This is a genomic window from Glutamicibacter sp. HZAU (assembly GCF_004100365.1).
GTDB classification, from domain to species: domain Bacteria; phylum Actinomycetota; class Actinomycetes; order Actinomycetales; family Micrococcaceae; genus Glutamicibacter; species Glutamicibacter nicotianae.
On the sequence record NZ_SCKZ01000004.1, the window covers coordinates 235,479 to 250,461 of the forward strand.

General features: G+C 60.9%; 19 protein-coding genes. 3 read left to right on the top strand and 16 right to left on the bottom strand.

Translation table 11 applies throughout. The annotated features are described in order from the left end of the window. Positions 1-6: 6 nt before the first annotated feature. The 13 genes from EKH49_RS07860 to rpsP all read right to left on the bottom strand — a co-directional run bounded on the left by EKH49_RS07860 (position 7) and on the right by rpsP (position 10,863). Complete coding sequence (locus tag EKH49_RS07860; RefSeq protein ID WP_128470381.1) at positions 7-1,560, bottom strand: YifB family Mg chelatase-like AAA ATPase; 1,554 nt, start codon at positions 1,558-1,560, stop codon at positions 7-9. Further along, positions 1,557-1,919 carry a YraN family protein gene (locus EKH49_RS07865; protein WP_128470382.1) on the bottom strand — a complete coding sequence of 121 codons (363 nt, stop codon included), beginning with the start codon at positions 1,917-1,919 and terminating at the stop codon, positions 1,557-1,559. The genes EKH49_RS07860 and EKH49_RS07865 overlap by 4 nt, the downstream gene beginning before the upstream one ends. A gap of 161 nt (positions 1,920-2,080) precedes the next feature. Then, a complete protein-coding gene (locus tag EKH49_RS07870; RefSeq protein WP_128470383.1) occupies positions 2,081-2,401 on the bottom strand; it encodes a DUF2469 domain-containing protein in 321 nt (106 codons plus the stop codon). Next, positions 2,401-3,126, bottom strand: a complete 726-nt coding sequence (locus tag EKH49_RS07875; protein WP_128470384.1) for a ribonuclease HII — start codon at positions 3,124-3,126, stop codon at positions 2,401-2,403. The genes EKH49_RS07870 and EKH49_RS07875 overlap by 1 nt, the downstream gene beginning before the upstream one ends. Positions 3,127-3,137: 11 nt before the next feature. Then, positions 3,138-3,842, bottom strand: coding sequence for a signal peptidase I (gene lepB / locus EKH49_RS07880; RefSeq protein WP_236641080.1), 705 nt, complete (start codon positions 3,840-3,842; stop codon positions 3,138-3,140). A gap of 164 nt (positions 3,843-4,006) precedes the next feature. Then, positions 4,007-4,420 (bottom strand): hypothetical protein, encoded by a 414-nt coding sequence (locus tag EKH49_RS07885; protein ID WP_128470386.1) that lies wholly within the window; start codon positions 4,418-4,420, stop codon positions 4,007-4,009. A 347-nt stretch (positions 4,421-4,767) separates the two neighbouring features. Further along, positions 4,768-6,987, bottom strand: a complete 2,220-nt coding sequence (locus tag EKH49_RS07890) for an LPXTG cell wall anchor domain-containing protein (protein WP_128470387.1) — start codon at positions 6,985-6,987, stop codon at positions 4,768-4,770. Positions 6,988-7,411: 424 nt separating this feature from the next. Further along, positions 7,412-8,059, bottom strand: a complete 648-nt coding sequence (gene lepB, locus EKH49_RS07895) for a signal peptidase I (protein ID WP_128470388.1) — start codon at positions 8,057-8,059, stop codon at positions 7,412-7,414. 13 nt (positions 8,060-8,072) lie between these two features. Then, positions 8,073-8,432, bottom strand: coding sequence for a 50S ribosomal protein L19 (gene rplS, locus EKH49_RS07900; protein ID WP_038991493.1), 360 nt, complete (start codon positions 8,430-8,432; stop codon positions 8,073-8,075). A 250-nt stretch (positions 8,433-8,682) separates the two neighbouring features. Continuing rightward, complete coding sequence (gene trmD, locus EKH49_RS07905; RefSeq protein ID WP_128470389.1) at positions 8,683-9,507, bottom strand: tRNA (guanosine(37)-N1)-methyltransferase TrmD; 825 nt, start codon at positions 9,505-9,507, stop codon at positions 8,683-8,685. 3 nt (positions 9,508-9,510) lie between these two features. After that, positions 9,511-10,053 (bottom strand): ribosome maturation factor RimM, encoded by a 543-nt coding sequence (rimM, locus tag EKH49_RS07910; RefSeq protein WP_128470390.1) that lies wholly within the window; start codon positions 10,051-10,053, stop codon positions 9,511-9,513. Between the two features lie 154 nt (positions 10,054-10,207). Continuing rightward, complete coding sequence (locus tag EKH49_RS07915) at positions 10,208-10,450, bottom strand: RNA-binding protein (RefSeq protein ID WP_038991490.1); 243 nt, start codon at positions 10,448-10,450, stop codon at positions 10,208-10,210. 2 nt (positions 10,451-10,452) lie between these two features. Then, positions 10,453-10,863 carry a 30S ribosomal protein S16 gene (rpsP, locus tag EKH49_RS07920; RefSeq protein WP_038991489.1) on the bottom strand — a complete coding sequence of 137 codons (411 nt, stop codon included), beginning with the start codon at positions 10,861-10,863 and terminating at the stop codon, positions 10,453-10,455. A gap of 250 nt (positions 10,864-11,113) precedes the next feature. Between rpsP and EKH49_RS07925 the strand changes: the two genes are divergently transcribed. Further along, positions 11,114-11,743 (top strand): LysE family translocator, encoded by a 630-nt coding sequence (locus tag EKH49_RS07925; protein WP_073706331.1) that lies wholly within the window; start codon positions 11,114-11,116, stop codon positions 11,741-11,743. A 47-nt stretch (positions 11,744-11,790) separates the two neighbouring features. Here EKH49_RS07925 and EKH49_RS07930 read toward each other — a convergent pair whose 3' ends face one another. Both EKH49_RS07930 and EKH49_RS07935 read right to left on the bottom strand, forming a co-directional pair. Beyond that, a complete protein-coding gene (locus EKH49_RS07930; protein ID WP_128470391.1) occupies positions 11,791-13,527 on the bottom strand; it encodes an HNH endonuclease signature motif containing protein in 1,737 nt (578 codons plus the stop codon). Between the two features lie 64 nt (positions 13,528-13,591). Then, the gene (locus EKH49_RS07935) at positions 13,592-13,990 is read right to left on the bottom strand and encodes an iron chelate uptake ABC transporter family permease subunit (RefSeq protein ID WP_161567474.1); all 399 of its coding nucleotides are present in this window, start codon (positions 13,988-13,990) and stop codon (positions 13,592-13,594) included. Here EKH49_RS07935 and EKH49_RS07940 point away from each other — a divergent pair. Then, a complete protein-coding gene (locus tag EKH49_RS07940) occupies positions 13,956-14,438 on the top strand; it encodes a hypothetical protein (protein ID WP_236641081.1) in 483 nt (160 codons plus the stop codon). The genes EKH49_RS07935 and EKH49_RS07940 overlap by 35 nt on opposite strands. A gap of 120 nt (positions 14,439-14,558) precedes the next feature. Here EKH49_RS07940 and EKH49_RS17050 read toward each other — a convergent pair whose 3' ends face one another. After that, on the bottom strand, positions 14,559-14,687 hold the full coding sequence (locus tag EKH49_RS17050; protein WP_255209554.1) for a hypothetical protein: 129 nt from the start codon (positions 14,685-14,687) through the stop codon (positions 14,559-14,561). A gap of 60 nt (positions 14,688-14,747) precedes the next feature. Between EKH49_RS17050 and EKH49_RS17055 the strand changes: the two genes are divergently transcribed. Next, positions 14,748-14,870 (top strand): hypothetical protein, encoded by a 123-nt coding sequence (locus EKH49_RS17055; protein ID WP_269088428.1) that lies wholly within the window; start codon positions 14,748-14,750, stop codon positions 14,868-14,870. Positions 14,871-14,983: the final 113 nt, after the last annotated feature.

The window sequence follows — 14,983 nt, forward strand, 5'->3', positions numbered from 1 at the left end:
CTTTACCTAGCTGCTTTCCAAGTTCTGGCGGAGATGGCCGGCGATGGCCAAATCATCCGCGGTCGGTGCTGTGTGTTCCTGCTGATCTGCCACAGTCCACGCAACCCGCAAGAGGCGGTGGATGGCCCGGGCAGAGAGCCCGCGACGCGTGGCAAGCTGCTCAAGCGCCGCCCGCGTCTTGGCCGGATAGTCCAGCTCGTTTTTGAGGACTTGTGTTGGAATCTGCGCGTTGCAGGCAATTGAGAACTTTCCCAGCCGAGCCTGGCTGCGTGCGCGGGTGCCGATAACTCGTTCACGAACCTGAGCACTGGATTCGTTCGGTGCCGAGTTCAGAAGCTGGGCTTGCGGAACCGGGTTGACTCTGACCTGCAGATCGACACGGTCGAGAATCGGTCCGGAGAGCCGGGCGAAGTAGCGCCGGCGAGCCATGGGAGTGCAGGTGCACCCGGTACCGGTTCCGAAGTTCTTTCCGCAGGGACACGGGTTGGAGGCCATGATGAGTTGGAAACGGGCAGGCAGACGCTGGTGTCCTCGGATCCGTGCGAGGTTGATATAGCCTTCCTCGATTGGTTGGCGCAGCGCATCGAGTACCCCAGTATGGAATTGCGCTGCCTCGTCGAGGAACAGGATGCCGTGGTGGGCGCGGGTAATGGCACCGGGAATCAGTTGTGCTGTTCCACCGCCAATCAAAGCCGAGCGAGATGCCGTGTGGTGCGGTGCGACGAAAGGCGGCGTGCGTTGCAACTCGTCCAGTTCCCCGGCACCTCCCCGGGTGATCGAATGCACCGCGGTGGCTTCGAGAGCCTGGAGCTCATCCAAGGGCGGCATGATTGTCGGCAGGCATTTGGCCAGCATGGTTTTTCCGGCGCCGGCCGGTCCAACCATGATCAGGTGGTGTCCCCCGGCTGCTGCCAATTCCAGCGCAAGCCGTGCTTCCTGTTGTCCGTTGACCAAACCCAGATCCACGTCCTCAGCAGCACCGGCGGCATTCCCGCCAGCTTCGTCAGGTGGTTGCGGTGGCCGGTGGCGCAGGTAGGTGGTTATCTGGTCCTTCGCCGCTCCGCAGTAGGCGAGCACCTGCCCGAGGTGGCGCCGCGCGATGACCTCAACGCCACCCACCAGCCTGGCTTCCGCGCCGTTCTCCTCGGCCACAATCACCTGGTCAAAGCCATGGGCGCGAGCCAGCTGCACCGCTGGCAGCACACCAGGAACCGGTCTCAAGGTGCCATCCAAGCCAAGTTCTGCCATGTACAGGGTGCCTGGTGAAGCGAGCAGTTGCTGATCAGCGGCCAAGGCGGCAACGACGATGGCAAGATCAAAAGCCGACCCGTATTTCGGCAGCGTGGCCGGCGAGAGATTGACCGTCAGCTTCCGGTTGGCCAGCGGGATCCCTGAATTCCGTGCCGCTGCCTTGATCCGTTCACGGGCTTCGCTCAAGGATGCATCGGGCAAACCCAGCAGGACGAATCCCGGGATGCCGTTGCCAAGGTCGGCTTCGACTTCCACCAAGGAAGCGCTGACCCCGTGCAGGGCCACAGCACTGGTTCGTGCGGTACTCATGAGTGCACATTTTCATGCAGGTGGCAGTCGAATCCGCTCACCGTCGCGTATACCTCGACGACGTCCACGCGAAGTTCGGCGAGAAACAGGCGATGGGATTGGGCCCAGAAGAGAAGCAGCTTGTTGAGCCGGCGGAACTTGGCCGGGGTGATCGCGTCGAAGCCGGAACCGAGACGTTGCGAGGACCGCGTTTTGACCTCGACGGCGACAATCTGGCCGTTGCCGGCCCGCGCCACCAGATCCAGCTCCCCTGCCGGGCATCGCCAATTGCGGTCAAGGATTTCGTAGCGCTGCCCGGTGAGAAATGCTGCGGCGGCTCGTTCCCCGTCGGCACCTAGCCGTTGCTTCTCGGTCTGCATGTTTGCTCCTCGATGTCTATGATCCGTTCTGGAAACATCGTCGGAGATTCATAAGCCACGGCAACAGCACTGGCCGCGAAATGTGGATATCGCGTTGCCAACGAGAAAGCCGGCCCTGTTCCGGAAACAGGGCCGGCGATCGCATGACTGTGCGGTTTGAGCTAGTTGCCCAGTCCGTCTTTGGGAATCTGGAACTCGTCGGGGTTGAGTTCTTCGACGTTGACGTCCTTGAATGTCAGCACCTTGACGGACTTCACGAAGCGGCCTTGGCGGTAGATGTCCCAAACCCACGCGTCGGTGAGGTTCAGCTCGAAGTACACTTCCCCGGCATTGGACAGGGTCTTCACGTCTACCTCGTTGGCCAGGTAGAAGCGGCGTTCGGTCTCGACCACGTAATTGAACAGCCCCACCACGGTCTTGTACTCGCGGTACAGCTGCAGTTCCATGTCGGACTCGTAGTTTTCCAGGTCGTCGGCAGCCATCACTTTGCTTTCTTTGTCGTGGCTTCACCTTGGGCCTGATCAGCACCCGAAGTCAAGTTCCAGCTCTTTCGGTGGTAATCGCAGGGACCCTGGAGGACAATCGCGGCGCGATGCGCGGCGGTGGCATAGCCCTTGTTGATCTCCCAACCGAAGTGCGGATGCTCGGTGGCCAGCCCAATCATGATGCCGTCGCGTTCGACCTTGGCCAGGATGGACGCGCCGGCGATAGCCTGGCAGGTCATGTCGCCCTTCACGATGGTAGCCACCGGGATGTGCAGGCCCACGGGCTCGCGGTCGTCGGCCAGGATATCGAACAAGTCCGGTTCAGGGGCTGTCAGCCAGTCGTAGCTGCCATCCAGCAGGGCCGCTTCAGGCTGGACGGCGCACTGCGCCATGGCCCGCGTTCCGGCCAGGCGCAGGGCACCGGTGACACCGAGCTCATCGATTTCAGCTGCCGAAGCATGCCCCACGCCGTAGCCGACCGCCCATTGGCGCACTGGGTCGACCAGCGACATCCGGGTTTCCGGGCTCAGGAGCTTGGAATCGCGCAGTTCAGGGAATTCGTTGACCTGCTGGATATCGATCACAGTCATTCCTACGGTAATCGGACCAGCTAGCGCGCCGCGTCCCACCTCATCGACGGCAGCGATGTAGCGGACGCCATGCTTGGCGGCCAGGGCACGCTCGTGCTCGAGTGTGGTTGCCTTGCTCTTGGAATCAGCCATGTGCATGTACGCTACTCAGCCACTGCGTTCGGGACATTGGCGAAGACTTCTTCATGGGAATCGATGGTGCCCCAGCGAGAAGTAGGCCAAGAGATCACCGAAGCGCGGCCTTGGACGGATTCGATATCGACGAATCCGCCTTGGCGATCTGCATGGAAGCGGGAATCCGCGCTGGCTGCACGGTGATCGCCCATCACCCAGAGCTTTCCTTCCGGGACGGTCACCTTGAATTCCATATCCGACGGGCTGTCCCCGTCGTAGATGTACGGCTCGTCGATGGGCTCTCCGTTGATGGTGATGGCGCCTTCTGCGGTGCAGCATTCAACGGTGTCACCGGGCATGCCGATGATGCGCTTGACCAGGTACTGCTCGTCGGCCGCGGGAAGCACGCCGACAAAGGAAAGCACGTTCTGGAATGCGGTGGGGTACTCGGTCAGCGGCGGCAGCCACTCCTGGTCATCGCGGAATACGACGACATCTCCGCGTTCCAGTTCGAATGGACCGGGAACCATGAGGTTGGCGAAAATCCTGTCGTCGACCTCGAGAGTATGCTCCATGGAGCCGGATGGAATGTAGTAGGCACGGAAGAAGAAGGTCTTGATCACGAATGAGAGCATCAGCGCGATCGCGATAATGATGACAATCTCGCGAACGAAGCGCCATAGTTTGTAAAGTGGACCCCGGCTTTGAGGAGTCTCTGCTGATGCTGCACTCACGATTCGATTAGTGCCTTCCATTGTCGCGTGTTATCCCCATCTTACGTGCCGAATCAGGCGCAACGTATCATTGCACGGCTACGGCCAGTTGCTTCGGAACGCGCCAACGGCCAGCCCCGGCGAAGGGACTGGCCGTTGGTGCGTTCCGCCAAAGCGGAGCCTGGCTACTGCGTGGCTGCCGGCGTCATGATGCCGCCACTCTCCTTATAGTCCACAGGGATTTCGCCGATGGGCTTCTCATCCTCGATCAGCTTTTCAACAGCTTCGAGCTGGCTCTTGTCCACCGACAAGGTGATTCCCCCGGTCTCAGGATTCAGCGTGTAGGCATGGATGGCGTTGCGCACCGGGTTTTCCTGCTTGCTTTGCCACTTCATGATTTCGGAGATTGCCGAGCGGAGTTCTTCGCTGCTGAACTGGACCAGGTGCCCGACGGCCCCGGCTTCTTCAATGGTGGAAAGCTGTTCTTCGTTGGTAGTTGAAACGTTCAGCTTCCCATCCTTGATCCAGCCTTGGACGTAGTCATCACCCAATGCTTCGGAAAGCTGGTCATTGGTTTGGAGCAGTGCGTCTTGATCCACGGCATTCTCACTTGAATTGTCTGTTTGCTGCAAGGATTCCGATGCCGTAGCGCTTGCCGAGGGCTGTGTGCCTGGATCGGTTCCCTGGCCGCAGCCGGTAAGCAATAGTGCAGCCATGGCGGCGGTAGATGCCAGCATGATTGGCGTGCGTGAAGTTCTAGCGTTCGAATTCATAATTTACACCTCGGTGGTATTCACGTTGCCGCAACGATCTTAGCTTTCAGGCTAGTGCCAGATTCGTAGAGCAACCAAGGAGCTACATGTGTGCCAAGTAAAAATGCCCCGCTACTTGTTCCAAAGTAGCGGGGCACTTTCAGCAGGATCTATTCCCGTGGGTCAAGAATCCCTTAGCCGTGACGGCGTGCGCTGCGGCGGAACAGCAGGAATGCTGCACCGGCCAGAGCCATTGCACCACCAGCGGCGATCAGCGGAACGCTGCTCGAACCGGTGTCTGCCAATGGATCTTCCTTCTTAGGAGTTTCCTTTGGAGTTGCAGACTTGCTTGGCTCGTCGTCCTTAGGAGCTTCCGACTGCTCCTCATCTTCCGAAGCGGAAGGCGAGGTCGATGGCTCGTCGGATTCATCCTCGGAAGGCGATGGCGAGGTGCTCTCGGAAGGCTCTTCGGTTGGCTCATCAGTCGGGTCCTCGGAAGGCGAGGTCGATGGCGTCTCCGAAGGTTCTTCGGTTGGCTCGTCAGTCGGAGTCTCAGTTGGCTCGTCAGTCGGAGTCTCAGTTGGCTCGTCAGTCGGAGTCTCAGTTGGCTCGTCAGTCGGAGTCTCGGTTGGAGTCGGCGTTGGGGTTGGGGTCGGCGTCGGAGTCGGAGTTGGGGTCGGCGCAGCAACGATCACGACGTTGGCGTTGACCCGCTCAGAGGTGTTGAATCCGTTCTTGGCCTGCAGGGTGAACGAGTACTCGCCCGCCGTCTCCGGTGCGCTGAAGCTGAAGTTGCCTTCGGCATCCACAGTCACGGTATCGACAACCTTGCCGTCAACGATGATGTTGACCTTGGTGCCGCTGGCGGCGTTCTTGACGGTGCCGGTGATGGTATCGCCAGCCTCAACCTCGGTGCCGTTCTCCACGGACAGTGCAGGGGCGTTCACGAAGAACTTCACCTGGTAGCCGTCGATGTAGCCCTTCTTGAAGACATCGTCCAGCGAGGTGTACATCGCGACGTCGTCTGCGGTGTTCTCGATTCCGTCCTCGCCGCCCGAGTTGGCGGAGTTGATGCCCACGGCCTTGCTGCCGACGAGCACCGGTCCACCGGAGTCGCCCTGGTCCAGCACGTTCTGACCCGGGTTCTCTGCGGCGTAGCCCCAGACCGAACGCAGGGTGTTGTCCATACCGTAGACGAAGAATACGCCTTCGCCGTAAATTTCCGAGCAGCTCCAGCCGGTGGTGCGGCCAGCGGAGCAAGCCTCAGACCCGATGACGGCCTTGGACACGCCGGTAACGTTCAGTACCTTGTCGCGCTCATCCTGGCCTTCTGGCCACTGTGAAACCGCAGGATGCAGGTTCAGCTCAGGGTTGATGTCGTCGATCACCGAGATATCGGTGCCCGGCTCCAGGTTCGCGAACTCCTCGTCAGTCATGGAGTTCAGCTCTTCGATGGTGAATCCGGAGTTGCCCGGACCACCGAACTGGTTGAAGCCAAAGGTGCCCAGTTTCGCACCGACTCCATCGAACACATTGACTGCCGATTGCTCTGCCAGGCCAAGGATAGTAGTGGTTCCATCCTGGGAGCAGTGGCCTGCGGAGATGACTGCATCTTCACCGGCCGAGTTCCAGGCATTGAAGCCCATCGAGCAAACCGTGGTCGACTCAGAAAGCTGGCCCGACTGGTCCATGGCGTAGCCCATTGCGCCGTAGACATCTTCCGCCGCGGAAATCTCGGCAACGCCGGAGCCTTCCTCGCCTTCGACATACCTGGCCTGGCTGACGAATTCCTCGATGGTCAGATTCTCGGCCGAGAGCTCAGCGGCCTGGGATTCGAGCGCCTTGGCTTCCTTCTTCTCAAAGCCTTCGGCATAGATCTTCAGGCCGTCGCCGGTGTTCAGAATCGCGGTAATGCGCTTCATTTCCTTCGGTGCGACGGTCTTCGCCAGTTCCTTGTAGACCTGTCGTGGAGTCTTGACCTCAGCATCGAGGACCTTAATTTCCAACGTGGTAGGTGCTGGAGTAGCGGTTTCAGCGATGATCTTCTTCGCCTTGTCGGCGTCGTCCTTGCCGACGGTGATTTCGGCCTTGCCGTCCTTCACCGAGGCAGTGGCTTCCACGCCCTTTTCGTTCAGTTCGTCGCGAACCTTGGAAACAGCGTCGCTGGTTTCCCCGTCCTTGACGTACTCCTCAACCGACTTGTCGAGGTCTCGTTCGATAGCCTTGTCGAGACCTTCGGTATCGACAGCGCTGGCGCTCGGCGATGGCTTCTCGCTAGACGGAGTGGAAGCAGTCGGCGATTCGGAAACCGTCGGCGCTGCCGCTGCAGGCATGAAGCTCGAACCGACCACCAAAGCGGTCGCGGCTGCTGCAACGATGCCGCGTTGCGCAGTCTTCTTTTTTGGATGTGGCATTAACGCTTCTCCCAGATTTATGGTGCGAGTGCTTGCGTTTCCCCTTACCTAAGGGCGCACGCGTAAGCACAGGTGTTGTTACCAAAATGAAACAATACTTTGTTCCCGCACAGCTTTTCAAGCTTCGAATCCAACAAAAATACAAACTCAGAGTTACGTTTTACCTAGTCAAATACCTTCGGCCGAAACGGCTTGGGTCACAAATTACGAGCCAGTAGCCTTGGTTTAAGATTGGAATACTCTTTCTAAGCCCTAGTCAGCTTGGTAGATCCTGAAAGTTGCCGCACAATTTGCACACCGATTACACAGGAACTCTTAGGCCGTGAAATTCGAACCAAATTAATTACATGTTCATAGAAAAAATGCGCCAGATGGGTAGTTCTACCCATCTGGCGCAAGCGAATTTGCTAGTTGTTACGGCGTGTCACCGGATTTCCGAACGCTGATCGAGAGGCCAAATTACCTCTGCGGCCTTGCCGGTAACCCGTTCAACACTGATCGTCCCGCCGCCGCTGGCACCCAGCAACGAACGCGAATCCTTGGACGTGGACCGGTGATCGCCCATGACCCACAAACGGCCTTCCGGCACTTCTACGGAAAATTCCTGTTCACTCGGAGCATCCCCGGCGAAGATGTACGGCTCGTCTACGGGTTCGCCGTTAACGAGCAGCCGCCCATCAGCGCTGCAGCATTCCACGGTGTCTCCCCCAACGCCGATAACGCGCTTGACGTACTTGTTGTTGCTTCCTGCGAGGCTGAACGCCGAGAGCAGATCATCAGCAAAACTGGCCTTGGCGTACGGGAGGAACGAGCCGCGGCCATCGAAAACGATGATGTCTCCGCGCTGCGGTTCGGAATCCAAGTAGGCGCGGCGGTCCACGGAGATGCTTTGGCCAGGGTTGAGCGTAGGCTCCATCGAGTTGGAATCGATACGGAAGACATCGATCACCGTGGCGCGAAGAAGAATGGTGGCCAGCAGGCCGAGAATAACCGCGAGTACAGCGAAGCGCCAGACCCATGAAAAGGCCTGGCGCTTCATTGTTGCCCGCTCGGTGCGTGCAATCCGGTTCATGGAAGAACGCAGATTACTTCTTTGCGCCGAAGTCGCGCTTCTCGCGGATGCGAGCAGCCTTGCCGTGGCGATCGCGCATGTAGTACAGCTTTGCACGACGCACGTCGCCCTTGGTCACGACCTCAATCTTGTCGATGATTGGGGAGTGAACTGGGAAGGTACGCTCAACACCGGTGCCGAAGGAAACCTTGCGAACGGTGAAGGTCTCGCCAATACCGCGGCCCTGGCGGCCAAGGACGTAGCCCTGGAAGACCTGAACACGGGAGTTCTTACCTTCGATGATGTTGACGTGCACCTTCAAGGTGTCGCCTGGGCCGAAGGCTGGAACGTCGGAGCGCAGCGAGGCTGCGTCAACAGAGTCAAGAATATGCATGGTGCATCTCCTAGGATCAATGCCGCAGGTCACCGAATCCTCGTAGCGGGGCCCGACACCGGTTGAAACCAGTGAAATCCCCGGAACGTTGTACCATCGATTGCCCCTAGCAATCGATGCGGCGGTCTTCTATGGCTCGAACTTCCCCCTGCGGCAGGAGTCGAACAAAAACACACCAAGAAACAATTATGCCGTATCAGCGAAGCCGACGCGAGTCTGCCCGAAATGGCTTTGCAGTGATTTTGCCCTCTTAGTCGTTCTCGGTTCCGGCGCCGGTGGCCCAGTCCAGTTCGGCCTTGGGGGTAATGGCACCGTCAACGAGCGCAAATCCGTTGTGCCACAGGGCATCGCGGTCTTTCCGGTTCAGGCTCTCGGGATCCAGCTGCATGATCAGATCGGGGCGGCGCGCAGCGGTGCGCTTAATCTGCTCATCTCGGCGGAACCGTCCCACACGCTGGTGGTTGCCGCCGAGCAGCACCTCCGGGACATCGCGGCCTCGCCAAGAGGCCGGCTTGGTGTACACCGGGTATTCCAGCAGGACATCCGAGTGGGATTCTTCCACCAGGGATTCCGGGTTGCCGATGACACCGGGGATCAGCCGGGCGATGGCTTCCACCATCACCATCACAGCGACCTCTCCCCCGTTGAGCACGTAATCGCCGATGGATACCGGGATGACGTTGAAGTTCTCGTGGGCGTACTCGATGACGCGTTCGTCAATGCCCTCGTAGCGGCCGCAGGCGAAGACCAGGTGCTCTTCTTCGGCAAGGTCGTAGGCCATTTGCTGGTTGAAGACGGTGCCTGCAGGCGATGGTACGATCAACGTCGGCTTAGGGCCTTGCGCATCGGCCGGGCGTACCGAGTCAAGGGCCTGTCCCCACGGCTCGGGCATCATCACCATGCCGGCACCGCCGCCGTAGGGGGTGTCGTCGACCTTGCGGTGCTTGTCGGCGGTGAAGTCGCGCAGGTTGGTGACATTCAGATCCAGGATGCCGTCTTGCGCGGCGCGTCCGATCAGCGACAGCGAAAGCGGCTGCAGGTACTCAGGGAAAATCGAGATGACGTCCAGACGCATGGCTTACTTTGTTCCCTCTTCTTCGCTGCCTTCTTCATCGCTGTTCAGGGTCAGCAGCCCTGCCGGCGGGGTGATGACCACGATGCCGGCTTCCGGGTCGATCTCCGGCACGAACTCGTCGACGAACGGCAGGTAGATTTCCTCGCCGTCAGCGTCTTCGAAGACCAGCAGATCCTGGGCTGGATTGGTGCGCAGCGCGGTGATGACGCCGACCTGCTCGCCATCGAGCATGACCTTCAGATCCAGCAGTTCATGCTCGTACCATTCTTCCGAGTCGTCTTCGGGCTCGTCCGAGACCTCGATTTCCAGGCGTGCGCCACGCAGGGTTTCCGCCTGGTTGCGGTCGGCGATTTCCTCGAAGGCGAGCAACAGGATGGTCTTGTTCCAGCGGGCATTCTTGATGGTCAAGGTCTTGATCGGGCCGTCGACGACGATGAATTCTTCGCCAGCGGTGAAGCGCTCTTCCGGGTTGTCGGTCATGACCTGGACGGTGACTTCACCACGGATGCCGTGGGGCTTGCCGATGCGGGCAACCTGCAATCGCATAGTCTGCTGCTCTTTCTGCACTAAGTTCCGTGGCGTGCGCCGGGAGACTGGATTGGAAATTCTAGGGTAAACACGAAAAGGAGTTCCCGTCACTTCTCAGGACGGAAACTCCTTTCGTTTCGAAGCCAACTTACAAGTCAGACTTCTAAGTTGTTCAGCCTCGGCGACGGTCGGTGTCGATTACATCGACACGTACCGGCTCCTTGGCCAACGCTGCCATCACGGTGCGCAGTGCTCGCGCGGTGCGTCCCTGGCGTCCGATCACACGACCGAGATCCTCAGGATTCACACGAACTTCGAGCAGGTCGCCGCGGCGGGTGGACTTCAAGGCAACCTTGACGTCTTCCGGTTCCTCGACAACCCCGCGTACCAGGTGGTCTAGCGCGTCAACGAGCACTGTTACTCAGCCTCGGTTGCTTCGGCCTCTGCCTCTTCAGCAGCTGGCTTCTCAGCCTTCTTGGTGATTGCCTCTGGCAGGATCACGGAACCCTTTTCAGGAGCAACGAATGCTGGCTTAGGCTCGGCAACCTTGTAGGTGCCTTCCTGGCCATCGATGCCCTTGAACTTCTGCCAGTCACCGGTGACCTTCAGCAGTGCGTGTACCTGCTCGGTTGGCTGTGCGCCAACGGACAGCCAGTACTGTGCACGATCCGAATCGATCTCGATAACCGATGGGTTCTCGGTTGGGTGGTACTTGCCGATCTCCTCGATGGCACGGCCATCGCGCTTGGCGCGCGAGTCCATGACGACAACGCGGTAGAAAGGTGCGCGCATCTTGCCGAAGCGCTTCAGACGAATCTTTACGGCCACTTTTGTGGTCTCCTGTTTCTCAACATGGTCGAATCCAATTTTTGGCACCTGTGGGGCAGGCCTTACTGGTTGGACTCTAAAAGGACAGGATTCGTAGCGGAGAGAGGGGCCACTGCGAATCGAGTACCCTGCAATTATGCCAGAGAGCAGGCTGGCTGGCCAACTCCATCTGGGGCAGCGAGTCGGGCAATGATCATGAGCTTGCTCACCCCGGAGGCCACGCTGATTTGAAGCTCCTAGTATTAATTCTATGACCGTCACTTCCGCTTTGCTGGCCTTTAGCGCCGTTGCCGCCTTGATGACCCTGATTCCGGGTGTCGATACTGCGTTGATCCTTCGTTCGGCGATCACCCGAGGGCGCGGCGAGGCCATGCTGGCCGGGCTGGGGATTTGCACCGGTGTCTTCGTCTGGGGCGTGGCCGCGGCCGCCGGAGCATCGGCAATTCTGGCCGCGTCGGCGCTGGCGTACCAGATCCTCACTTACGCCGGCGCTGCCTACCTGGTCTTCCTGGGCGGGCAGATGATCTACCGGAGCCTGCGCAAGAAGCAGCTGCCGAGCACCGAAATCCCGGTCCCGCAAAGCGGCATTCGAACCTACCTGACCGGTCTGGTCACCAACGTGCTGAACCCGAAGATCGGCGTTTTCTATATCGCGGCCATCCCGCAATTCACCCCTGCCGGCAGCAATGCCCTACTCATGGGCGTCGGCCTGTCCGCCGTGCATGTTGCCCTCACCCTGATGTGGGCCGCCATTCTGGTATTCGGAGTACGGATCGCTGGACGCTGGCTGAGCTCAGCCAAGGCGGTGTCCTGGATGGACCGGATTACCGGGACGGTACTGATCGGCTTCGGGCTGAAGGTCGCGCTCTCGCGGCCGTAACCTCGTGCACCAGCCGCCGTGGCGGCGCAGCTGGGCATTCGGCGTGCTCAGGCGGCTACCGGGACACTGTTTCTTCGCGGCATTTGCAGCGGATCCAGGTGCTTGGGCAGCAGGATGTGCGCCAGTCCCCCGACCGTAACCACGGACAGCAACCCGGCATGGACGGCATGGTGGTGCCGCCGGCACAGGCAGCTGCCGTTGCGCGTCGAGGTGCACCCGCCTCGCTCCCACCAATTGTTGTGGTGGTATTCGAGCATTTCCGGTGGTGCGCTGCATCCCGGGACAATGCATCCGCGGTCGCGGGCGAAGATCGCGCGTTTCATCGCTTCCGTGAAGAAGCGTTCCTTGCGCCCCACATCCAGCGGCTGGCCATCGGGCCCGAACACCACCCGGTAGATTTCACCCTGGCAGATCAGCTGGGCGGTATCCACGGAATCGAGTTTCAACCCATGATCTGTGGTGGCTCCCAGCTTGGCTGGATCACCCAGATCCTGCAGGTCGTTCAATTGGATGTGGATGCCGATCCTTGGCGTGATGCCCTTGGCTGGCGACCCTGTCGAACGCTGCTTCAGCGCGGCCAATAGTGCATTGAGCCTCCGCTGAGGCACGGGCACGTCCCCATCGCCAAGCAAGGCGGAATCCCTAGTGCCTTCAGTGCTTTCAGTGCCTTCAGTGCGCTCAGTTCCTTGAGCGTCTTGGGTGCCTGATTGCCACGCCGCAGAGTTGGACTCTGCGTCCTCGTGGTCCTCAGACTCGCAGTGCTCTTCGTGTTCTTCTTGTTCTGCTTGGGCCCAGGGTGGCGGAGGCTCGCTGCTGCTGAACAAGTCGTCGCTGGCTGGCTCGTCCGCGACGTTAGCCTGTTGGCCTGGCGCTGCGTCTGGGGCGGCCCCGGCCGCGCGGGCGGCCTTGCCTGCGGTGGTGCGCGGATTGTCCGCCTGGGCCAGGGTGGAGCGGAATTCCTCGCGCTGGGTTCCGCCGATCAGCAGCTCGTACTTGTCGCAGTCCCCGACGGTGCCCCGCGGATAGATGCCCGGTTGCGGGTTCCGTGTCTGCGTGCGGGCCTTGCGTTCAGCGCTCAGCATGGCCGACAGCTTGGTTTCGCGGGTGGCGCGATCTGGTTCCTGCAGCAGCTCGGCGGCTTGTTCTTCGAGCAGCTGCCCCTGCGCGTTGCATGCGGTGGGCTGCAGCGGCTGGCCTTGGAAGCTGGTGTCTGCCGGCTCGAACTTGTCCAGGGCCCGGGCAGCGCGGGCCACCATCCGCGGATCCAGTGCGGGGGCCTCGGCGTAGAGCTTGGCCAGCTGGGCGAAGCGCGGCGCAGCGGTGCTGCCATCCATCAGCCGGCGGGCGATGAGCAGGTGGGCGTCGCTGACCCGATGCTGCCCTTCGTGGGCATTGAGCCCCAGCCACCCGGCCAGGAAGTCGCCGGTGTTCTGGTATTGGGCGCGGCCCGAGTGCTGTCGGGCCGGCCGGGCCAAATTGGCTGTTGAATCCGCGACGGCCGCCAGCTCGTCGTCTTCCAGCAGGTGGGCGCCGGTTGATTCGAGGTGGATGGCGCTGCGCAGCTGCTCGCGCAAGGTGTAGCGGTAGAGCAGTTCAACCAGCCGGGCATGGGCGGCCGCCACCCGCGGGTCATCGCTCTCACGCAGAGCGGCAGACAGCTTGGCCAGCAGCGCGAGGCAGGAAGCCATCAGCTCCAGGAGCACTCCGGCCGCTTGGCGCGGCAGAGCCCCGTTGATGGCTTCGCGCAGGATCTGGGTCGCTGCGGCTAGCTGGTGGATTCCCATGGACCCAGCATCGCCCCGTCCAAATGCGCTGGCCGGGCCGATGCCGCGAAATGTGGATAAGCTGCTATCCGCGCTGGCGGACCTTGGACTGGCGGATCACCAGGAAGATCAAGTACGGGGCGCCAATCACCGCGGTAGCCACCCCGGCGGGCAGGATCACCGGGAACGCGCGGGCCGCGAGCAAGTCGGCCAGCAGCACGAAGATCGCCCCGATCAGCGCCGCATGCTGCACCGGCGGGATGGTGCCGCGGGCCACCAGCCGGGCGGCGTGCCCGCTGGCCAGCGCGACGAAGGCCAGCGGCCCGGCGATCACGGTCGCGGCGATGGCCAGCAGCGAGGCGATGCCCAGCATCAGCACCCGGTCGCGGCCCAGGTGCATGCCCAGTGCGCGGGAGGTGTCCGAATCCAGTGCCAGCACCTCGCGCTGGTTGCGCAGCAGCGCCGCGGCCACCAGTCCCAGCACGATCACCGCCGCCGCGGTAGGCAAGGAAATCCTGGCGAAGAAGCCGGAAACCAACTATTCGCTGGTGCGCTTCGCCGGCGAGGACACCGCGCGCCTGTACGCTACCGATTCGTTCATCGGCGAGATCATGGTCGACATGGGCATCCCGCGCCCGAAGGACGCGCCGGACACCACCGAATCGATTTTTGTTCCGCTCTCGCCGGAAGAAATCCTGAAGGCCGACGCCGAAGTGATCTTCCAGTCCACCTGGGCGCCGGAAGGTGCCGAGGGTGACGCATCGCGCGCCCAGGAGAAGAAGTTCACCTCCAACCCGCTGTGGGAGAAGCTGGAGGGCGAGGTCATGCCGGTTGACGACTCGATCTTCCTCTCCTCGGTTTCGCTGCAGGGCGCCGGTGAGGTCATCACCCAGGTGGCCGAGCACTTCGAGGTCGACCCGCAGCTGCCATAGCGGCCGCGAGCAGCTCCAACCATTAAAGAGAATCGAGTCCCTGCCCGGCGTCATTCGCCGTAGGCAGGGACTCGATGCTGTTAACTAGCGGCCCCGAAAGGTGCCGGGCTCAATCAGTGGTTATCTGGCGGCCTTGCGCACCGGATCGACAGCGCTCTCCGCGTGCTTCAGCCGCTTCTCAGCGCGCTTCTCCTTGATGCTCTTGCCTGGTTTTTTCGCTTCGCCCTTGCGCGGGGATTTGCTCGACATGACGTGCCGTCCTTTACCGGAGACGCGCTGCGCCTCCAACAAATGCGGGGAGAGTACCCCATGACCACGACCATAGGAAGTTTCGCCCAGAAGGGCAAGGGATACTGCCAGCTGGGCGATTCTTCCCATTATTCCGGCGCATCCGGCGAGCACCCTGCCCGCTGCGCAAATGACGCGATGTGACCGGCACAACGGCGCATTCCCAGCGCCCGCCTAGCTTCACCGCGTAGGCTGAAACCTGGCGCGAGGTACTTCCTGTTCTCGTGTGAAATTAACTTTCCTGTGGTCAACCTGAG